This window comes from Isoptericola sp. AK164, assembly GCF_029643425.1.
Taxonomy (GTDB): Bacteria; Actinomycetota; Actinomycetes; order Actinomycetales; family Cellulomonadaceae; genus Isoptericola; species Isoptericola haloaureus.
Genome location: NZ_CP119106.1, coordinates 3,243,136 through 3,263,249 on the forward strand (window position 1 = coordinate 3,243,136; position 20,114 = coordinate 3,263,249).

General features: G+C 73.9%; 16 protein-coding genes. 11 read left to right on the top strand and 5 right to left on the bottom strand.

What is annotated here, in order from left to right; translation table 11 throughout:
• The first annotated feature begins 35 nt into the window (after positions 1-35).
• Together PO879_RS14870 and PO879_RS14875 are read left to right on the top strand one after the other, a co-directional pair.
• A complete protein-coding gene (locus tag PO879_RS14870; protein WP_278237564.1) occupies positions 36-773 on the top strand; it encodes a CPBP family intramembrane glutamic endopeptidase in 738 nt (245 codons plus the stop codon).
• Positions 774-856: 83 nt separating this feature from the next.
• Positions 857-3,628 carry a lysylphosphatidylglycerol synthase transmembrane domain-containing protein gene (locus PO879_RS14875; RefSeq protein WP_278235633.1) on the top strand — a complete coding sequence of 924 codons (2,772 nt, stop codon included), beginning with the start codon at positions 857-859 and terminating at the stop codon, positions 3,626-3,628.
• A 92-nt stretch (positions 3,629-3,720) separates the two neighbouring features.
• On the opposite strand, the gene PO879_RS14880 is transcribed toward PO879_RS14875, so the two are convergent.
• Both PO879_RS14880 and PO879_RS14885 read right to left on the bottom strand, forming a co-directional pair.
• Positions 3,721-4,002, bottom strand: coding sequence for an HU family DNA-binding protein (locus PO879_RS14880; protein WP_172153495.1), 282 nt, complete (start codon positions 4,000-4,002; stop codon positions 3,721-3,723).
• A gap of 161 nt (positions 4,003-4,163) precedes the next feature.
• Positions 4,164-4,925 carry a copper resistance CopC family protein gene (locus tag PO879_RS14885; RefSeq protein WP_278235634.1) on the bottom strand — a complete coding sequence of 254 codons (762 nt, stop codon included), beginning with the start codon at positions 4,923-4,925 and terminating at the stop codon, positions 4,164-4,166.
• A 71-nt stretch (positions 4,926-4,996) separates the two neighbouring features.
• On the opposite strand from PO879_RS14885, the gene PO879_RS14890 reads away from it, so the two are divergent.
• The 4 genes from PO879_RS14890 (at position 4,997) to PO879_RS14905 (ending at position 9,296) form a co-directional block, all read left to right on the top strand.
• A complete protein-coding gene (locus PO879_RS14890; RefSeq protein ID WP_278235635.1) occupies positions 4,997-7,045 on the top strand; it encodes an NAD(+) synthase in 2,049 nt (682 codons plus the stop codon).
• Positions 7,046-7,190: 145 nt separating this feature from the next.
• A complete protein-coding gene (locus tag PO879_RS14895; RefSeq protein WP_278235636.1) occupies positions 7,191-7,463 on the top strand; it encodes a hypothetical protein in 273 nt (90 codons plus the stop codon).
• On the top strand, positions 7,460-8,725 hold the full coding sequence (locus PO879_RS14900; RefSeq protein WP_278235637.1) for an amidohydrolase: 1,266 nt from the start codon (positions 7,460-7,462) through the stop codon (positions 8,723-8,725). The genes PO879_RS14895 and PO879_RS14900 overlap by 4 nt, the downstream gene beginning before the upstream one ends.
• Before the next feature lie 121 nt (positions 8,726-8,846).
• A complete protein-coding gene (locus tag PO879_RS14905; RefSeq protein ID WP_278235638.1) occupies positions 8,847-9,296 on the top strand; it encodes a hypothetical protein in 450 nt (149 codons plus the stop codon).
• Positions 9,297-9,382: 86 nt separating this feature from the next.
• Here the strand turns inward: PO879_RS14905 and PO879_RS14910 are convergent, their stop codons facing one another.
• The gene (locus tag PO879_RS14910) at positions 9,383-11,485 is read right to left on the bottom strand and encodes a penicillin-binding transpeptidase domain-containing protein (RefSeq protein WP_278235639.1); all 2,103 of its coding nucleotides are present in this window, start codon (positions 11,483-11,485) and stop codon (positions 9,383-9,385) included.
• A gap of 185 nt (positions 11,486-11,670) precedes the next feature.
• Here PO879_RS14910 and PO879_RS14915 point away from each other — a divergent pair, with 185 nt between their 5' ends.
• From PO879_RS14915 to PO879_RS14930, 4 genes are all read left to right on the top strand, one after another.
• Positions 11,671-12,867, top strand: a complete 1,197-nt coding sequence (locus tag PO879_RS14915; protein ID WP_278235640.1) for an SPFH domain-containing protein — start codon at positions 11,671-11,673, stop codon at positions 12,865-12,867.
• A 3-nt stretch (positions 12,868-12,870) separates the two neighbouring features.
• Positions 12,871-14,121 carry a TFIIB-type zinc ribbon-containing protein gene (locus PO879_RS14920; RefSeq protein ID WP_278235641.1) on the top strand — a complete coding sequence of 417 codons (1,251 nt, stop codon included), beginning with the start codon at positions 12,871-12,873 and terminating at the stop codon, positions 14,119-14,121.
• Positions 14,118-14,447, top strand: a complete 330-nt coding sequence (locus PO879_RS14925; RefSeq protein ID WP_278235642.1) for a hypothetical protein — start codon at positions 14,118-14,120, stop codon at positions 14,445-14,447. Before PO879_RS14920 ends, PO879_RS14925 begins: the two co-directional genes overlap by 4 nt.
• 194 nt (positions 14,448-14,641) lie before the next feature.
• Complete coding sequence (locus PO879_RS14930) at positions 14,642-15,493, top strand: M15 family metallopeptidase (RefSeq protein ID WP_278235643.1); 852 nt, start codon at positions 14,642-14,644, stop codon at positions 15,491-15,493.
• A 110-nt stretch (positions 15,494-15,603) separates the two neighbouring features.
• On the opposite strand, the gene PO879_RS14935 is transcribed toward PO879_RS14930, so the two are convergent.
• Positions 15,604-16,809, bottom strand: a complete 1,206-nt coding sequence (locus tag PO879_RS14935; protein WP_278235644.1) for an aminotransferase class I/II-fold pyridoxal phosphate-dependent enzyme — start codon at positions 16,807-16,809, stop codon at positions 15,604-15,606.
• Between the two features lie 73 nt (positions 16,810-16,882).
• On the bottom strand, positions 16,883-17,575 hold the full coding sequence (locus tag PO879_RS14940) for a hypothetical protein (RefSeq protein ID WP_278235645.1): 693 nt from the start codon (positions 17,573-17,575) through the stop codon (positions 16,883-16,885).
• A gap of 160 nt (positions 17,576-17,735) precedes the next feature.
• Here PO879_RS14940 and PO879_RS14945 point away from each other — a divergent pair, with 160 nt between their 5' ends.
• Complete coding sequence (locus PO879_RS14945) at positions 17,736-20,078, top strand: SpoIIE family protein phosphatase (protein ID WP_278235646.1); 2,343 nt, start codon at positions 17,736-17,738, stop codon at positions 20,076-20,078.
• Positions 20,079-20,114 lie beyond the last annotated feature (36 nt).

Sequence of the window (20,114 nt, forward strand, 5' to 3'; positions counted from 1 at the left end):
GCACGCCGCAGGAACGCCGTCGGACCGGGGCCGAGATCTGGCTCGTCCTCGGCCTCAGCCTCGGACAGAGCGCGATCTACGCGGTCGTCAACATCCTCGCCCGGCTCACCTCCGGCACCGCGCTGGCCGAGCAGTCCGCCACCCTGAACGCCACCCGGTCGGCACGCCCCTACCTCGACCTGACCTACCAGCTGCTCGGCATCGCCTTCGCCGTGCTGCCCGTCGCCCTCGCGATCTACCTCCTCAGCGCCCGCGGGCCCGGGACCCTGCGCCGCATCGGGTTCGACGCCGCCCGCCCCGGCCGCGACACCGCCTGGGGGTTCGCGCTCGCCGCCGCGATCGGCATCCCCGGGCTGGCGTTCTACACGCTCGGCCGCGCGCTCGGCATCACCGTGGAGATCCAGGCCAGCGCCCTGGCCGACTACTGGTGGACAGTCCCCGTGCTCGTCCTGGCCGCCCTGCAGAACGGCCTCCTCGAGGAGGTCGTCGCCGTCGCCTACCTGCACGAACGCACCGCGGACCTCGGCTGGCACCGGGTGACGTTCGTCGTGACCAGCGCGCTGCTGCGCGGTTCGTACCACCTCTACCAGGGCTTCGGGCCGTTCCTCGGCAACGTGGTGATGGGGATCGTCTTCTCCTGGTTCTACACCTCGCGCTGGGGGCGGCACCGCGTGCTGCCCCTGGTGATCGCGCACACGCTGCTCGACATCGTGGCGTTCGTGGGCTACGCCTTCCTGCCGGCCGACTGGCTCGCGGCCCTCGGCGTCGGATGACCTGACCGACCGACGGTCGACCCGGGCACGGATCACCCTCTCTCGACCGGCCCGACGCGGCCCGCGCACCTAGACTCGCCGATATGTCCCGAGCCAGCGGCGAGGCCCCCGCGGGCCCCGGCACCCCGCCGAGCACGGTGCACGACGTCGGCTCCTCCCGCCGGGAGGACGCCCAGCCGCCCACCGGCGCCTTCGACGCGCTCTTCCTCGCCGGCGGCGTCCCCGACGACGACGCCGGCCTCGTCCGCGTCGTCGACACGCCCGAGCAGCGGGTGCGCAACCCCTCCGACCTGCTCGGCATCATCAGCAGCGCCGTCGGCGTCGCACTGGTGCTGGTGCTGTCGGTCGTCGCCCACGGCACCACCGAGGGCGTCACCGCCGACGTGCGCGCGTTCAACACCCTCCTCGGCGAGCTGCTGTTCATCCCCGTGGTCGTCCTCGAGGGACTCGTCACGCTGTTCGTGCCCGTCGTGGTGCTCGTCGAGCTCGCCGTCCGGCGCCTGGGCCGCCAGGTCGTCGAGTCGATCGTCGCCGCCACGTTCGGGCTCGTGCTCGGCGTCCTCGCGGTGCTGATGGTCGACTGGTGGGGCGGCGACGAGCTGCTGCGGTCGCTGTCGATCTTCCGCGACGGCGCCTGGCAGATCACGATCCCCGGGTACGTGGCGGGCCTGGCGGCACTGCTCACCACCGCCGGCCCGCGCACCCGCCGGCGCACCGTGCGCTGGTCGTGGAACGTCCTCTACCTCGCCCTGATCATCGCCCTCATCACCGGGCAGGCGCCGCTGCCGGGCGTCCTGGTCGCCCTGCTGCTCGGCCGCCTGGCGGGCCAGACCGTGCAGTACGCCTCCGGCGTGCGCTCCGAGCGGGCCTACGGCGGCGAGCTCGTCACCGCCGTGCGCCGCGCCGGCTTCCGCCCGACGACGCTGGTGCGCGTGCGCGACGTCACGGCGCCCGCCGACGCCGGGGCCGCGGAGGACGCCGCTCGCCCGGAGCTGCCCGACGAGACGGTCACCGACGTCGACGCCTCCGGCGAGGTCACCTCGCGCACCACGCTGCGGGCCCTGCTGCGCAACCGACCCCGGTACGGCACCCGCCGCACCACCGGCACCGGTGCCGACGACCCACGCTCCCGGATCCCGTCGGCGCAGACCCTCGCCGACCCCGCCACCCGGGCCCTGACCCGCACCGGCGACGCCCGGGTCTACGCGATGTTCACCCCGGACGGGGACCGCCGCGACGTCGTCGTCCTCGACGGGGACCGCCACGTCGTCGGCGTGCTCACCCGGCTGTGGCGCGGCCTGCGCCTGCGGGGCCTGGAGGGCCGGGCGCAGGTGTCGCTCAAGGCCGTCGCCGAGCGCACCGCGATGCTCACCTACGCGGCCGACGCCGCGCACGTCCGCACCCCGCGCCTGCTCGGCGTCGGCGAGGCCGCAGACTCGATCGTGCTCGTCACCGAGCACGCCGTCGGTGCCGTGCCCTGGCGCGACCTGCCCGACGCGGCGCTCGCCGGGGCGCGCGGCGACGCCGTCCTGGCCGCCGCCTGGGCGCAGCTCGGGCGGGCGCACGAGGCCGGACTGACGCACCACGCGCTCACGCCGGACGTGCTGCTCGTCGACTCCGACGGCCCCCGACCCCGCGTCTGGCTGACGGGCTGGGAGCAGGGCGAGATCGCCTCGACCGTCCTGGGCCGCCGGCTCGACCTGGTCCAGATGCTCGCGCTGCTGGCCCTGCGGGTCGGCCCGCGCCGCGCCGTCGCCTCGGCGGTGCGGGCGCTCGACGCCGACGACGTCGCCGCCGTCGGGCCGCTGCTGCAGTCCATCGCCCTGCCGGCCGTGACGCGCGTGGCCGTGCGGCAGCGGCGCGGGATGCTCGACGAGCTGCGCGACGCCCTCGTCGAACGGCTGCCGCAGGTCGACGTCCAGCCGCAGAACATCACACGGTTCGGCGCACGGACCGTCGTCACGCTCGCGCTGTCGATCGTGGTGGTGACCGCCCTGGTCACCACCATGAACCTCGACGAGATCACCGACGCCGTGAGCCGGGCCAACCCCTGGTGGGTGGTCGCGTCCTTCGCCCTCGGGGCGATCACGTGGTTCGGGGCCGCCCTGACGTTCGTCGCGTTCTCCCCGCGACGGCTGCCGCTCTGGCGCGCCACGCTGACGCAGATGGCGGGGTCGTTCGTGGCGCTCGCGGCACCGGCCGGCATCGGTCCCGCGGCGCTGAACCTGCGGATGCTCACCCGGCGCGGCGTCGAGCTGCCGATGGCCGTCGCGACGGTGGCGCTGGTGCAGGTGTCGCAGTTCGTCGTCACCGTGGTGCTGCTGGTCGTGCTGTCGATCTTCACCGGGTCGGGCGGGCTCATCGAGCTGCCCTCGATCACGGTGCTGCTCACCATCGCCGGGGTGGCGACCGTCGTCGTGGCGACGCTGCTGGTCCCGGCGATCCGCCGCTGGGTGTGGGGCAAGATCCGGCCCACGCTGGAGCAGGTCTGGCCGCGGCTGTCGCAGATGCTCGGCCAGCCGACCCGTCTGGCGCTCGGCATCGGCGGCAACGTGGTGATGTCGCTGGGGTACGTGCTGGCGTTCGACGCAGCGCTGGCCGCCTTCGGCCAGTCCCTCAACCTCATCGACGTCGCCGTCATCTACCTGGTGGGCAACGCGCTGGGTGCGCTGGTGCCGACTCCGGGCGGTCTGGGCGGTGTCGAGGCGGCGCTGACGGCCGGTCTGACGGCCGCGGGCATCCCGGCGTCGATCGCGCTGTCCACGACCATCCTGTTCCGGCTGGTCACCTACTGGGGCCGGGTGCCCTTCGGGTGGGCGGCGATGCGCTACCTGGAGCGCAAGGGCGACCTCTGAGCCCTGTCGGGGACCCCGGACGCGCGAAGGCCCGCCGTCCGCGACTCCGCAGACGACGGGCCTCCGAGGCGCTGACCGAGGTCAGCGGAGGATCACTTGGCGACAGCCTTCTTCAGCAGCGAGCCGGCGCTGATCTTGACGCCGTATCCGGCCGGGATCTGGATCTCCTCACCGGTGCGGGGGTTGCGGCCGGTGCGGGCGGCACGCTCGACGCGCTCGACCGACAGCAGACCGGTGACCTTGACGGCCTCGCCCTTGCCGAGGGACTCGATGAGCACCTCCTGGAAGGCGTTGAGCGCAGCCTCGGCGTCCGACTTGGTCAGGTCGGCCTTGGCGGCGATGGCCGAGGCGAGCTCGGACTTGTTCAGCGACATGTGAATCCCTTCTCCGGATCACGACGCACGGAGCCGTGCGCCGTCACGTTCACGGTCAGCCCGGTGGAACCGGTGGACCGGGAACACACTATGGAACATCCGCGGGTTCCTGCGACTTTTGGCCTCTTCGGCGCGCCAGCCGGACCCGTACGGACGGTTGGTCAGCTCAGCGGCCCCTGGGTGGGGCCCTGGCCGTGGTCGTCGTGCAGACGGCGTCGCGTCCGCATCAGCAGCACGGCCGCGACACCGATGATCGCCACGAGCGCGGCACCGTACAGCACCGGCATGGCCCCGGCGGCGGACGCGTCGTCCTCGGCGGGCGCCGACGGCGAGGACTCGTCGGCCGGGGCGGCCGCTCCGAGCCCCTCCATCTCGCCCGACTCGGACAGCTCGGCCTCGGCGGACGCGGCGGGCACCGGCTCGTCGGCCTGCTCGGCGGTGTCCTGGCCGCCCGTCACCGTGTAGGCGAAGCCGCCCTCGATCGGGTGCCCGTCCGAGGAGACGGCGCGCCAGGCGACCTCGTACTCGCCACCGGCGACCTGCTCGCCCACCGTGGCGGTCACCACGGGGCCGTCGACGCTCACCTCGGCGTCGACGGCTTCGCCCGACGGCGGGGTCACCCGGACCTGGGTGCCGTCGGCGATGATGTCGGAGCTGTACGTCAGGGTCAGCGTGTCGACCGGCTCGTCCAGCGACGCCCCGTCCTCGGGGTCGGTGGACAGCAGCTGGTCGTGCGCGCTGGCGGACAGCGCGCCGAAGAGCATCGCGGCCGTGCCGCCGACGGCGGTCAGCAGCATCGCGAGCGCCACGATCGCCGCGATGAGCCGGTTCCGTCGCTGCGGGCGGACCGGTGTCCAGTCCGGCCCCTCGGACGAGGCGGACGGTCGGGATCGAGGCCGGGGGCCCTCGGAATTCTGCGCCACGTGGCCGACGATAGCCCCGCCGTCCGACGCTCGGCCAACGTCGACCCGGTGTCGTCGGGCACACTCGGGGTGTGGACTTCCGCAACGCCTACGCCCACGGCTTCGCCCGCGTCGCCGCCTGCACCGTGCCCGTGACGCTCGCCGACCCGGCGGCCAACGCCGCGGCGATCCTCGACCAGGCCCGGGCCTGCCACGACGACGGGGTGGCCGTCGCGCTGTTCCCCGAGCTGTCGGTCTCCGGCTACGCGCTGGACGACCTGCACCTGGCGGACACCCTGCTCGAGTCGGTCACCGACGCCCTGGAGCAGATCGTGGAGGCCAGCGACGACCTGCGCCCGCTGCTGGTGGTGGGGGCGCCGCTGGAGATCGACGGCCGCGTGCACAACTGCGCCGTGGTGGTCCAGGGCGGCCGGGTGCTCGGCGTCGCCCCGAAGTCCTACCTGCCGACCTACCGGGAGTTCTACGAGAAGCGCTGGTTCGCCTCCGGCGCCGACCTGCGCGGGGCGACCGTGCGGCTGCCGTTCGCCGACGACGAGGTCCCCTGCGGCCCGGACCTGCTGTTCCGCGCCTCCGACGTCGCGGGGCTGACGGTGCACGTCGAGGTGTGCGAGGACATGTGGGTGCCCGTGCCGCCGTCGGCCGAGGCCGCGCTGGCCGGGGCGACGGTGCTGCTCAACCCGTCCGCGAGCCCGATCACCATCGCCCGCGCCGAGGACCGCCGGCTGCTGGTGCGCTCGGCGTCCTCGCGCTGCCACGCCGCCTACGTCTACGCCGCGGCGTCGCAGGGCGAGTCGTCGACCGACCTGTCCTGGGACGGGCAGACGATGGTCTACGAGGCCGGCGACGAGCTCGCCGAGACCGAACGCTTCCCGGCCGGACCGCGCCGCGCGGTGGCCGACGTGGACCTCGACCGGCTGCGCCAGGACCGGCTGCGCCAGGGCACCTTCGACGACAACCGCCGCGCGCTCGGCGACCGGACCAGGGACTTCCGCACCGTCGAGTGGCGGGTGGGACCGCCGTCGGGCGACCTCGGCCTGCGCCGGCACGTGGACCGGTTCCCGTTCGTGCCCGACGACGCGGCGCGGCTCGCGCAGGACTGCTACGAGGCGTACAACATCCAGGTCACGGGCCTGGAGCGGCGGCTGGCCGCGATCGGGCAGCCGAAGGTGGTCGTCGGGGTCTCCGGCGGCCTGGACTCGACGCACGCGCTGGTCGTGGCCGCGAAGGCGATGGACCGGCTCGGCCGTCCCCGCACGGACGTCCACGCCGTCACGATGCCGGGGTTCGCGACGTCGTCTGAGACCAAGGACCGGGCCACCCGCCTGGCGCGCGCGCTGGGCGTGCGGTTCGAGGAGCTGGACATCCGGCCCGCCGCCGAGCAGATGCTGCGCGACCTGGACCACCCGTACGGCGCCGGTGAGCCCGTCTACGACGTGACCTTCGAGAACGTCCAGGCCGGGCTACGCACCGACTACCTGTTCCGGATCGCCAACCACCGCGGCGGCATCGTGCTGGGGACCGGCGACCTGTCCGAGCTGGCGCTGGGGTGGTGCACCTACGGCGTCGGCGACCAGATGTCGCACTACGCGGTGAACACCGGGGTGCCGAAGACGCTGATCCAGCACCTCATCCGCTGGGTGGCGGACTCCGGCGACTTCCCGGCGGAGGTCGGCGACGTGCTGCGCGAGATCGTCGTGCAGGAGATCTCCCCCGAGCTCGTGCCGGCCGGCGAGGGCGAGGCGCCGCAGTCCACCGAGGCGATGGTCGGCCCCTACGCGCTGCAGGACTTCACGCTGTACTGGACGCTGCGGTGCGGGATGCGGCCGTCCAAGATCGCGTTCCTGGCGTGGCACGCCTGGCGGGACGCCTCCGTGGGCGACTGGCCGCCCAAATACCCGCACGACGACCGGTCGACCTACGACCTCGCGACGATCCGACGGTGGATGCTGGTGTTCTTCCGCCGGTTCTTCGCCTCGCAGTTCAAGCGCTCCGCGCTGCCGAACGGGCCGAAGGTCTCGGCCGGGGGCACGATGTCGCCGCGCGGGGACTGGCGGATGCCGTCGGACGCGTCAGCGGCGGCGTGGCTGCGCGAGGTCGAGGAGAACGTGCCGGCCGAGTGAGGACCGGGTGAGGCCACCCCGCCCCGGATCTCGTCGTCGCCTGTCAGGATCGGGAGGGTGCCGGCCACTGACAGGGTGAAGGCCGGACCGCGTCGGGCGTGAGGCGGGCCGGTCGTGCCCCTGCTCCCGCCCGGAGGTGACCCTGATGCTCGGCCCCTGGTACGACGTCGTCTGGAGCGTGCTCGCCCTGACAGCGCTGGTCCTGTTCGTCACCAGCGTCGTGCTGTGGGCACGGACGGTCTTCGCCACGGCGCCCCGCCAGCTGCTGTGGCTGGCGGTGATCGTCCTGCTGCCGGTGCTGGGACCGGTCGCGTTCCTCCTCGGTCGCCCGGCCGGACCTCGGTCCCCGGCCTCTCCCGCGCCACGCGCACCGGCGCGTCAGGACGCGTCCGATGCCCGAGGCAAGATGGCCCCATGACTTCCACGCAGCAGCCCACCACCCCGGGCACCACCCGCAGCTCCGTCGCCATCACGAACGGCCACGTCGTCCCCGTCGCCGGCGACCCGATCGAGCACGGCACGGTCCTCGTCGAGAACGGTGTCATCACCGCCGTCGGCGCCGGCGTCGAGATCCCCGACGGCGTCCCCACCGTGGACGCGGGCGGCCGGTGGGTGCTGCCCGGGTTCGTCGAGTCCCACGGTCACGTCGGCGTGCACGAGGAGGCCGAGGGCTGGGCCGGCGACGACACCAACGAGAAGACGGCCCCGAACGGTGCCGCGTTCCGCGCGCTCGACGGGATCAACATCGAGGAGGAGGGGTTCCGCGATGCGCTCGCCGGCGGCGTGACCTCCGTCGTCGTCAAGCCGGGGTCCGCCAACCCCATCGGCGGGCAGACCGTCGCCATCAAGACCTGGGGCGGGCGCACCGTCGACGAGCAGGTCCTGCGCGAGGCCGTGTCGGTCAAGAGCGCGCTCGGCGAGAACCCGAAGCGAGTGTACGGCGAGCAGAAGAAGACGCCGTCGACCCGGCTCGGGGTGGCCTCGGTGATCCGCCAGGCCTTCCTCGACGCCCAGCACTACGCGGCCGCACGCGCCGCCGCCGAGGCCAAGGGCGAGCCGTTCGCCCGCGACCTGACCAAGGAGACGCTGGCCCGCGTGCTCGACGGCGAGCTCGCCTGGGACCAGCACACCCACCGCGCCGACGACATCGCCACCGCGATCCGCCTCGCGGACGAGTTCGGCTACCGGCTCGTGGTCAACCACGGCACGGACGGCGCCGCGGTCGCCGACGTGCTCGCCGAGCGCGAGATCCCGGTGATCTTCGGGCCGATGTTCACCACGCGCACCAAGGTCGAGCTGCGGAACCGCGACATCGCGCACCTGGCCCGGCTGGCCGAGGCCGGCGTGACGGTCGCGATCACCACCGACCACCCGGTGGTGCCGATCAACTTCCTGGTGCACCAGGCCTCCCTGGCCGTCAAGGAGGGGCTGGACCGGCAGGTGGCCCTGGAGGCGCTCACCACCAACCCGGCGAGCATCCTCGGGCTGGACGACCGGATCGGCGCGCTGCGCCCCGGCCTGGACGGCGACGTCGTGGTCTGGTCCGACGACCCGCTGGACGTGAACGCCCGCGCCGAGCGCGTCTTCGTCACCGGCACCGAGGTGTACTCCTGGGACGCCACGGCCGACGGCGGGCGGGGCGCGGGGCGCGTCGTCGAGCGGTCGGCACGCTTCGCATGAGGCGGTCCCGGGGCGCCAGGCCGTCGCTCCGGCGCCCCGGGACCTGACCACCATGTGAGACACGCCACGAGAGGCCCGAGCAAGTTGCCTGCCCGGGGCAACTCGGTGTCGAATCGTTCCTATGCGCTCCTTCTTCGCCGCGACCGCGGCTGTCTCCGCTGCCCTCCTGCTCACGGCCTGCGCCGGACCGGACTCGGTCGAGCCGGCGGCGGACTCCTCCCCCACCCCGGAGGCCTCCACGGAGACGGAGGGTGCTGTCGACATCGCCGCCACCTGCGCGGGCTACTACGACGGCGGCGAGCTCTCGATCGACCACCGGGTCACGACGTGGGCTCCGGAGGTCTCCTCCCCGGCGACCGAGGAGAACACCGCGGAGCTCACCATCGTCCGCGACCGCCTCGACGCCCAGATCCGTTACGCCGACACCGGTCCCGCAGCGATCCTGCAGGCCATCCAGGAGCCGTTCGACGACGCGTTGAACGGCACGTCGGGGGATCCGGGCGCCGTCGAGGACGCCGTGACCGCGCTGGAGGCGATGTGCGACGACGCCGGGTTCGTGCGCCCCGAGTGACGACCCGTCGGCTGCTCGTCGTCCGGCCGGATCCCTGACCGGCCGGACGACGGACCGCCGCCCGGCGCGCGCCGGGACCCGGGCGCTCAGCGCCCGGTGAGGAACCGGCCCATCAGCGGGCCCGCCGTCGTCGACCCGTACTCGCCGTCCTCGACGAAGACCGCGACCGCCAGGTCGTCCGCGATCGCCAGCATCCAGGCGTGCTGCCGGGACCCGTCCCCGTACTGCGCCGTCCCCGTCTTCGCGCCGCTCACCCCGGGCACGTCCGCCAGCGCCGAGGCGCTGCCCTCGGCGACGACGGCGCCCATCAGGTCGTGCAGGTCGGCGGCCTCGGTCTGCGTCAGGCCGCCCGCCGACCCGGCCGGCTCCGGCGCGTCGGAGGCGGCCTCGGAGGAGTCCGAGCCGTCCGGCGAGGCGCTCGCCGAGGGCGAGGCCCCCGTGCCTCCGTCGTCCGCGGCGCCGTCGTCCGTGCCGCCGTCGTCCGTGCCGCCGTCGTCCGCGGCGCCGTCGTCCGTGCCGCCGTCGTCCTCGACCGGCCGGACCAGCACGGGCTCGACCCGCTCCCCCGCCGCGACCGACGCGGCGACGGTGGCCATGCCCAGCGGGGAGGCGAGCACCGCACCCTGGCCGATGAGCGCCTCGGCGTGCCCCGTGGCGGACGCCTCGGTCGGCACCTCGCCCAGGAACGCCGGGGCCCCGACGGACGACGCCGCCCCGAGCCCCAGGTCCACCGCCGCGGCGGCGAGGTCGGCCTGCCGCACCTCCGCCCCCTCGCCGATCATGGCGGTGTTGCACGAGTGCGCGAACGCCGTGCGCAGCGACACCGCCCCCGTGGCGTCCTGCGGGTAGCCGGGCACGTTCTCGTACGTGCGGCCGTCCACGGTGACCGACGTCGGGCAGGTGACCTCGTCCTCGGGGAAGACCCCGGCACGCATCAGCGAGAGCGCGGTGGCCACCTTGAAAGTCGACCCCGGCGCGTACTGGCCCAGCGTCGCCGTCGACCAGCCCTCGCCGCCCGGACCGCTGGCGGCCGTCAGGACCTCGCCCGTCGAGGGCCGGACCGCCACGATCGCGCTGGCCGGCTCGACGTCGGACAGCACCTCCTCGGCGAGGATCTGCAGGTCGGGCTCGAAGGTCGTGGCGACGTCCGCACCGTCGACGGCCTCGACGCGGTACGCGTCCCGCACGACCTCGCCGTCACCGTCGACGACGTGGACGGCCAGACCCTCGCTGCCGGTCAGCGCCGCGTCGTACTGCCGCTGCAGACCGGAGATCCCGACGACGTCGCCCTGCTCGACCGCGCCGTCGGACTGTTCGATGATCTCGGCCGTCGCCTCCCCCGCGCGACCGAGGACCGACCGCGCGAACGACGACGTCGGGGCCAGCTCCATCGTGTCCGCCAGCACGTTCACCCCGTCGATCGCCCGGGCGTCGTCGGCGGTGAACGAGACCCCTGACGTCGCCTCGTCCTGGCGGATCGTGATCGCCAGGACGTAGGCCTTCTCCCCGGCGGAGGCCACGCGGTCCGCGTACGCCGCGGGGTCGAGCCCGACCAGCTCGGCCAGCGCCTCGGCCTGCTCCGCGTACCGCGGGGGCTCGAGGTAGGTCTTGTCGATGCCGATGCGCCACACGTCGCGCTCGGTGACCAGCGGTTCGCCGTGGATGTCCAGCAGGTCGCCGCGGTCGGGCTGCAGGCTCTCGAGCTCGAGGCGCTCGCCGCCGGCGAGGTCGGGGGCGACGAGGTCGTGCTGCCACTGCACCTCCCAGGTGCCGGCCTCCTCGGAGTCCTCGGGCGGCGGCGCCCAGACCAGCTCGGTCCCGGTCGTGTAGTCCCAGGTGTGGCCCGGCGCGAGCGGCCAGCTCCAGGTCAGCGTGACCGCGGCCCGCGGCGGCTCGTCCTCGGCCGTCTCGGCCTCGACGACCTCGGCCACCTCGACGCTCGGCGCGGCGCCCGTCTCCTCGGCGGCCGCGAGCAGGGGCTCGACGACCTCGGCCAGGTGCTGCTCCGGCAGGGCGCTGGTGTCGGACACCAGCGTCAGCGCCGACAGGTCCTGGCGCGCCAGGCCGTCGGCCAGCGCCTGCGCCGTCTCGCCGGGAGCCGGCCGCTCGGGCCCGGTGCACGCCGCGGCGGCGGCGAGCACGGCAGGAGTCAGGAGGACGGTCAGGGCACACGATGTCCGACGGCGCACCCGGCGAGCGTAGCGGGGCCGGCACGTGGGCGGAAGGTTCCGCGCGGCAACAAAGTCGAGCGGGTGAAATCCGGCCGCGCACGACACACGGTCCCGTCCGGGCCCTCCTGCTCGGTACGGTCGGAGGCGACCGGAGCGCCCGGCCGTGCCGGGATCATGTCCACGGATCGAAGACGAGGAAGCACATGGGGTTCATCAAGGCATTCGCCGGCGCTCTCGGCGGGACGCTCGCCGACCAGTGGAAAGACTTCATCGTCCCGCCCCCGGGCCTCGCGCCCACGGCGGCGCTGTTCCCGGCGGTCCGCCAGGGCCAGGACGCCGGACGCGGCGCGAACACCCAGGGGTCCGAGCACATCATCACCAACGGTTCGCGGATCGTCGTCCCCGAGGGGTACGCGCTGATGACGTTCCAGGACGGCGAGCTGACCGGCCTCGTCAGCGACCCGGGCGGCTACGTCTTCACCTCCGACGACCAGAACTCGCGGTCCGTGTTCGCCGACGACGGCTTCCTCAGCGCGACGGTGAAGACCTCCTGGGAGCGGTTCAAGTTCGGCGGGCGGCCCGGCTCCCAGCAGCTCGCGTTCTACGTCAACCTCAAGGAGATCCCGAACAACCGCTTCGGCACGCAGTCGGAGATCTACTGGGACGACGCCTACCTGCGCGCCCAGGTCGGCGCGATCACGCGCGGCAGCTACTCGCTGCGGATCGTCGACCCCGTGCTGCTGGTCAAGAACTTCGTGCCGCTGACGTACCTGAGCTACGACGCGAAGGTCTTCGACTTCGGCGACTTCGACAACGACGCGGCCAGCCAGCTCTTCAACGAGCTGGTGGGGTCGTTGGCGGCCGCGTTCTCCCACTACACGAACGACCCGAGCAAGGGGAACCGGATCGCCCGCATCCAGGGCGACGCGATCGGCTTCGCGCAGTCGCTGAGCCACGCCGTCGAGGAGTCCTACCGGTGGACGTCGGACCGGGGGCTGACCATCGTCAAGGTGGCGCTGCAGGCGATCGAGTACGACGCGGACACCCGCAAGCTGCTCTCCGACGTCAAGAAGGCGGACGCGCTCGGCGGCGCACGCGGCAACTCGTTCATGCAGCAGGCCGCCGCCCGCGGGTTCCAGGCGGCCGGGGAGAACGGCGGGGGCGGGGGCTCCGACATGGCGTTCCTCGGCATGGGGATGAACGCGACCGGCGCGGCCATGGGCGGTCTGCAGCAGCCCGCCGGCCAGGTCCCCCCGCAGCAGGCGCCGCCCCAGGCGTCCGCGGAGCCGGCCGAGGAGGACGCCATGGCGAAGCTCACCCGGTTCAAGGCGATGCTCGACGCCGGTCTCATCACCCAGGAGGACTACGACGCCGCCAAGAAGAAGGCGCTCGGGCTGTAGGCGATGGACGACGTGACCGAACCGGCCTCCGACGAGCAGGCCCCCGCCCCACCGACGGCACCGCCGGAGCCCGACCACGGCCCCCGCGTGATCGACACCGACGCCGACGCCGTCGACGGACTGACCAAGTGCCCGCGCTGCGGGGCGACGCAGATCGCCCTGAACATCGGCTCGGGGATGCTGCGGTGCCACTACTGCCGCGACGAGTGGTCGACGCCGAGCGCCAACGAGGCGTTCGGCCTGGACGCCGGCGTCGGTGAGCTCCGCGGCGTCACGATGGGGTCGGGCTCGTCCGACATCGTCCCGTCCGCCGAGATCGTGCTCACCTTCAAGTGCAGCGCGTGCGGCGCGGAGATCGTCATCGACACCGCGAGCAGCACCCAGGCGCGCTGCCACTGGTGCCGCAACACCCTGTCGATGAACCAGCAGGTGCCCAACGGCGCCGTGCCCGACATGGTGCTCCCGTTCAGCCTCCCGAAGGAGGAGGCCGTGCGGAAGATCGCCACGTTCGTGCGCAAGCGCCGCTTCTTCGCCCACCCGCGGTTCCGCAAGGAGTTCAACCCGGACAACGTGCTCGGCGCCTACCTGCCCTACATGGTCGTCGACGTCAACGCCCACGCCGCGTTCCGCGGACAGGGCGAGCACCAGACCCGCAGCTACACCGTCTCGGTGGGCGAGGACCGGTCGGAGACCCGCTACGACGCGGACCTCTACGACGTCGGCCGCGCCTTCGACGTCGAGGTGCACGACCTCGCCGTCGTCTCGTCGCAGCAACGCCTCGACCAGGGGCTCAGCACCACCAACAACGTCATCAACGCGATCCGGCCCTTCGACCTCGAGAACGCGGTCACCTACGACTCGAACTACCTGGCCGGGTTCACCTCCGAGCGTCGCGACACCAACATCGGCGACCTGGCGCCGATCGTGGACGCGCAGTCGAAGGACGTCGCCCGGCACGCCGTCCACGACACGCTGCGCTTCTACGACCGCGGGGTGCGGTGGCACAGCGAGCAGCTCGACGTGCGCGGGCAGCGGTGGGTGTCGGCCTACCTGCCGGTGTGGCTGTACAGCTACCACCAGACCGGACGCGACGGCCGGTCGGTCACGCACTACGTCGCGGTGAACGGCCGGACCGGCGCGGTGATGGGCAGCGTGCCGATCAACTATCCCCGGCTGCTGCTGACGTCGGCGGTCGTGGAGGCCGCGGGCATCGTCGTCGGCACGGTGGTCCTCGTCCTCGGAGGTGGCTCATGATCGCGGCGGCCGTCCTGGCTTCCACCGGCTCGGACGGGGATCCCGGTGCCTTCGGGCTCGTCTTCTTCCTGTCCGGGTTCGTCTTCTTCTTCGTGATCTTCGCGCGGTACCGCAACGCGGACAAGCGCTACCGGCACGAGAAGCAGACCCGCACGGTCACGAAGAACATCGAGGTCCGCGACGACTTCGTCCGCTCCCGCAAGGGGCTGAGCAACCGCACCATGGACGGAGCGAACCACGACTCCGTCTCCGGGTCGCTGAACCCGACGGCTCGCAGCGTCCACGGTCTGATGCGGGAGATCAACCGCTACCGACACCTCGGCTGACCCGGAGCGCGTAGCCAGGGGAACGACCGGTCTGGCAGAGTGCGGGCGTGCCCGCTGCCCTGCTCCGACGTCGTTGGCGTGCCCTCGTGACCGCGACAGCCGTCGCCGTGCCGCTCGCCGTCCCTGCCACGGCGGCGGCGTTGTCCCTGCCGTACCCGCCCGGGCCGACCCCGCCAAGTGCGCACACGGGCGTCGTGGGCTGGTCCCCGCTCGAGGAGCGGACCGCGGGGACCGACTGGGCGGACGGCGTGGCGATCGCCCCGGGCGAGGGCAGGACGCTCGAGCTGCAGCAGGAGGTCGACGGCCGCTGGGTGACACGGTGGACCACCACGATGCCCGACGACGGCACCTACTCCGCCGCGATGGAGCTCACCCGGCACTGGCGACAGGCACCGGTCACCCGCTGGCGGCTCTTCGCCCCCGGCACCGCGCAGGTGGCCCCCGCCGTCAGCGGGGTCAAGGTGGTCCGCACGACGTGGGAGGCGTCCACGGACCCCCGCGACCTCACCGTGCTCGTGACCAAGGACCGCGGCGTCACGCCCCGCGACTTCGTGCCGGACCGGCTCGTCGCGCCCGACATGGCGGTGCAGGGCACCTGGGTCGAGCTGCGACCGGCGGCGGCCGACGCCCTCGCCGAGCTGGCCGAGGCCGCGGAGGGGGCCACCGGGAAGCGGCTGGTCCTGGTCTCCGGGTTCCGTCCCGCCGGCTACCAGGAGCGCCTCTTCGAGCGGTACGCCTCCCGGTACGGCGCCGAGGCCGCGTCGCGCTTCTCGGCACGGTCGGGGCACTCCGAGCACCAGACCGGGCTCGCGGCCGACGTCACCCAGGCCGGGGTGCCGTTCACGGAGTTCGGCGGCACGCCCGCCTCGGACTGGGTCGCGGACCACGCGTGGCGGTACGGCTACGTCGTGCGCTACCCGGCCGGCGGCGAGGAGATCACCGGCTACCGGGGCGAACCGTGGCACCTGCGCTACGTCGGCGAGGACCTCGCCGCCTACCTGCACCACAGCGGCGACACCCTCGAGGAAGCGTTCGGCGTGGCGTGACGTGTGGGGCCGGGCGGGGCGTGACCCGGCACGGTCGCGTTCACGGGCGCTGCGCGCCCTCCACTTCGGGGTTGACGACCGTGGCGGGTCACGCCCCGCCCGGCCGCCCCTCAGCGCCCGAGCGCCGTCCCCAGCCGCTCGACGGCCTCGGTGAGGATCTCGGACGAGGTGGCGAGGTTGAGCCGCAACCACCCGGCGCCGTTGCTGCCGAAGTCCCGCCCGTCGCCGAGCGCCACCTTCGCGGTGCGCAGCACGTGCCGGTGCGGGTCGACGTCGGCGGGGACGGCGTCGCGCACGTCCAGCCACATCAGGTAGGTGCCCTCGCCCGGGTGGACCCGGACGGCCGGGGCGTGCTCGGCCAGGAGCGTCGTGACCAGTTCGCGGTTGCGCACGATGCCGGCCCGCAGCGCGTCCAGCCAGGTGTCTCCCTCGGTGTACGCGGCGGCGTGCGCCAGCACCGCGAGGTGGTTGACGGCGTGCCCGGCCTCCTCGGGGATGCGGCGCAGGTCGTCGGCCGCGTCGGGGCCGGCGAGCGCCGTCGCCGCACGCAGCCCGGCGAGGTTGAAGGCCTTGGAGGCCGAGTGCACGGCGATCGCCGAGCCGCTGCCGGGCACGGACAGCAGCGGCGTGAACGGCGTGGCGCCGTCGGTCAGGTCGGCGACGGTGAACGGGGCGTGGATCTCGTCGGCCACGACCCGCACGCCGTAGCGGCCGGCGAGCGCCAGCACCGCCTCGAGCTCGTCGCGGGTGTGCACGGTGCCGGTCGGGTTGTGCGGGCTGCACAGCAGCAGCACCGCACGGCGGCCCGACCCGGGCCGGGTGCTGGTGGGTCCGCCGCCGGTGGCCTCGCGGAACGCCGACTCCAGCGTGCCCAGGTCCAGCCGGCCGGCGTCGGTCAGCGGCGCCTCGACGATCCGGCGACCCTCGTTGCGGGTGTACCCGTAGAACGGCGGGTAGACGGGCGGGGTGACGACGACCGCGTCCCCGGGAGCGGTGAGCACGCGCAGGATCTCGACGACGGCCACCATGACGTCGGGCAGGGTGCGGCTGGTGCGCTCGTCGGGCGTCCAGCCCCAGCGGCGCTGCGCGAACGGCACGAGGGCGGCGGCGTAGGCCGTGCCCCGGTCGTAGCCGGTGTCACCGACCTGCAGGGCCCGGGTGACGGCGTCGACGACGAACGGCGCCTGCGGCACGTCCATCTCGGCGACGAAGAGGGGCAGGACGTCCTCGGGGTAGGCGGTCCACTTCACGGAGGTCCGCCGGCGCAGGTCGGCGAGGCTGAGCTGGTCGAGCGGGCTGGCGCTGGTTTCGATCACGTCTCCGGTCTACCAGACCGCGTGCGCGCGGGCCGTTCCCCGGGTCACACCCGGGTCCGGGGCACCTGTCGGCTCAGACCTCGGCGGGACGCACGACGTCGGACCACTGGTCCTCGCGCAGCGCGGTCCCCGTCTCCTCGAGCCCGGCCCAGCGGCGGGCGTCGGCGATGGTGTCGCCCAGCAGGTTCCGCAGGCGGTCGTCCGCGTCGCCGACGTAGGCCTCGCTGATGCCCTGCACGGCCGTGGACACGACCGACGGGGCGGCGTCCCGCACGAACCGCTTCGGCTTGACGTGGGTGCCGGCGCAGAACCGGCGGGCCCACTCGGAGGTCTTCGGCACCGCGCTCAGCGCCTCGACGCTCTCGACGGACATCGTGCCCTCGGGCCGGGCGTCCAGGACGTCGAGCATGCGCTCGGCGCCGTAGATCGCCACCGCGAGGGTCTGCTGCCGGTCGGCGGGCGCGACCGGGAGAGCCGTCTGGGCGGCACGCAGGGCGATGTGCACGTCCCAGCGCGGGTCGTCGCTGTTCAGCCCGATCACCGAGGGGATCATGGGCGCGAGCTGCGGACGGTTCCGGTCCGACATGAGGTCGTTGACGGCACGCGCCAGCATCGCCAGGAGCGGGTGCGTGCACTGCGGATGATCGCTCCAGCGCTCCCCGGCGAGGAACGACGCGAGCTCCATGAAGCAGGCGCCCTTCTTCGGGTTGCGGTGCTTGCCACGGCCCAGCATGGGCAGGGCGTCGAACGTTCCAGCGGTTCCCACCACGGTGCCACCCCCGTCTTGGTCCTGACTCCCAGTGTGCGCGCGGTGTGACGTAGATCGCAACGGGAAGCCGCGAACTGGCTGGTCGCCGGGACGCCGGATCACCGACGTGGCCCGGATCCGTCCCCCGGACCCGGGCCGGCCGGGCCATACTGGGACGGTGCCCGCGACCCACGTCCTGGGTTCGCTGACCCACGGCGCTCCCGGGGACCACACCGCGGACGAGGTGTTCGACCGCATCGTCCGGATCGCCCGCCGTACGCTCGACGTGCCGGCGGCGTGCTTCATCGTGCTCGGAGACGGCCCCGTGCAGCACCTCCCGGGCGCCTCGGGGCTGCCCGACGACGTCCAGCGCAGCCGGGTCTACGAGCTCGACCGTCCGGCCACGGGCATCGTCGCCGAGAGCCGGACGCCGCTCATCGTCCCGGACGTCGCCGCGGAACCGCTGGTCGCGGGCCGCGGCCTCATCGCCGAGATGGGCGTGCGCGCCATCGCCGGCTACCCGGTCGAGGACGGCCGCGGCGAGGTGGTCGGGGCGCTGTGGGCGCTGTGCGACGACCCGCGCGACTGGACCGACGCCGACCTGGCCACGCTGTCCGACCTGGCCGCCGCCTGCACCGGCGAGCTGCGGCTGCGCGCCGAGCGGGAACGCGCCCGGCGCGCCGAGCAGGTCGCCTTCCGCGCCCACCAGCGTGCCCAGTTCCTGCTCGGGCTGTCCGAACGGTTCGCCGGCGTCACCACCATCGAGGAGGTCGAGGAGACCATCGCCCAGGTGGTCGGCACCGGGATGGGGGCCCGCTGGTGCTCCCTGGCCCTGGTCGACGCCGACCGCCGCCACCTGCGCTACGTCACCGTCGGGCACCAGGAGCCGGGCTTCCCCGACGAGATGCGCAGCCTGCGCCTCGACGCCCCCCGGCCGGACGCCGCCGTCGTGCGCGAGCACCGCACCCGGTTCTACCGCGACCACTCCGAGATGATCGCCGCGTACCCGGCGATGGCCGGCCTCGGCCTGACGTCGACGGGAGCCCGCTCGTTCCTGCCGGTGATCGCCGACGACGACGTGATCGGCGTCGTGGTCTGCGTCTGGGACGAGGCCCGCGACCACGACGCCGGCACCGCCGCCCTGGAGACGACCGTCACGCGGTACGTGGCGATGGCGCTGGAACGCGTCGCGCTGCTCGAGGCGCGCCGGCGCGTCGCCACCACCCTGCAGGAGTCGCTGCTGACCGACCCGCCCGACGTCGCTCACCTCGACATCTCCACGACGTACGCCCCGGCCGCGCGCACCGACCAGGTCGGCGGGGACTGGTACGACGCGGTCGTCCGCGAGGAGGGCACCGCGATCCTGACGATCGGGGACGTCGCGGGGCACGACGTCAACGCGGCCGCCCAGATGGGCCAGCTGCGCTCGATGCTGCGCGTGCTGGCCTGGAGCCACGACGAGGGCCCGGCACAGCTGCTGTCCCGGCTCGACCGGGCGGACGCCCAGCTCGGGCTGCACGCCCTGGCGACCGCCGTCGTCGTCCGGCTGGACCACGACGCCGAGCCGCAGGGCGACAGCGGGCCCGACGGCACCCCGGAACGCGGCTACACGCTGACCTGGTCCGACGCCGGCCACCCGCCGCCGCTGGTGCTGCGCCGCGACGGCACGGTCGAGCAGCTCGCGGCGCGTCCGGACATGCTGCTGGGCATCGACCCGAGCACGGTCCGGCACGACCACGTCGACCGTCTGCTGCCCGGCGACACCCTCGTGCTGTACACCGACGGCCTGGTCGAGCGGCGCGGCGTCCAGGTGAACGACCGGATCGCCGAGCTCGAGCAGGCGCTCGCCGACGTGCACGGCGAGGCCACCGCCGCCCTGCCCCGCGCGCTCGTGCGCCGGCTGGTCGGCCGCTCGCAGCGCGACGACGTGGCGGTCCTCGTCGCGCGGGCCCGCGTGCCCGCGCCGTCCGGTCCGCCGTCCGAGGACGGCCCCGCCACGGCCGAGCGCAAGGTCGCGCACGAGGACCTCAGCGACCTCGGGCCCGCTCGCCGCTGGGTCGACGACGTGCTCGAGTCCTGCAGCGTCGACCCCGAGCACCGGCGCACGGCGATGCTGCTGTCCAGCGAGATCCTCACCAACGCGCTGGAGCACGGGGCGGGGCCGATCGTGGCGACCGTCGAGGTCGACGCCCACCGGTTGCGCGTCGGGGTCCGGGACGGCTGCACCCGCGCACCCGTGCTGCGTGCCCCCGAGCCGCAGGACCTGTCCGGACGCGGCGTGCAGTTCCTCGAGCGCCTGGCCTCCCGCTGGGGCGTGGAGCAGCACCTGGCCGGGGACGCGGTCGGCCGGCACGTCGCCCAGGGCGCGGGCAAGACGGTCTGGTTCGAGATCGACCGGTCGGCGCGCCCCCTGACCGGCGTCGTGCCCGTCGTGCGCCGCACCTCGCCCACCAGCTCGATCCCGCTGGTCGAACGGGTGCTGCCGTGGACGCGCGCGGAGGCCCGCCGCCGGCGCACCTGAGTCCTCCGCGCGGGTGTCGGAGGGACCGCCTAGCGT

Excerpts from the sequence above, each read along its gene's own strand:
- PO879_RS14875 (WP_278235633.1), top strand. The coding sequence starts at position 857 with ATGTCCCGAGCCAGCGGCGAGGCCCCCGCGGGCCCCGGCACCCCGCCG.
- PO879_RS14880 (WP_172153495.1), bottom strand. The coding sequence starts at position 4,002 with ATGTCGCTGAACAAGTCCGAGCTCGCCTCGGCCATCGCCGCCAAGGCC.
- PO879_RS14895 (WP_278235636.1), top strand. The coding sequence starts at position 7,191 with ATGCTCGGCCCCTGGTACGACGTCGTCTGGAGCGTGCTCGCCCTGACA.
- PO879_RS14900 (WP_278235637.1), top strand. The coding sequence starts at position 7,460 with ATGACTTCCACGCAGCAGCCCACCACCCCGGGCACCACCCGCAGCTCC.
- PO879_RS14905 (WP_278235638.1), top strand. The coding sequence starts at position 8,847 with ATGCGCTCCTTCTTCGCCGCGACCGCGGCTGTCTCCGCTGCCCTCCTG.
- PO879_RS14915 (WP_278235640.1), top strand. The coding sequence starts at position 11,671 with ATGGGGTTCATCAAGGCATTCGCCGGCGCTCTCGGCGGGACGCTCGCC.
- PO879_RS14920 (WP_278235641.1), top strand. The coding sequence starts at position 12,871 with ATGGACGACGTGACCGAACCGGCCTCCGACGAGCAGGCCCCCGCCCCA.
- PO879_RS14925 (WP_278235642.1), top strand. The coding sequence starts at position 14,118 with ATGATCGCGGCGGCCGTCCTGGCTTCCACCGGCTCGGACGGGGATCCC.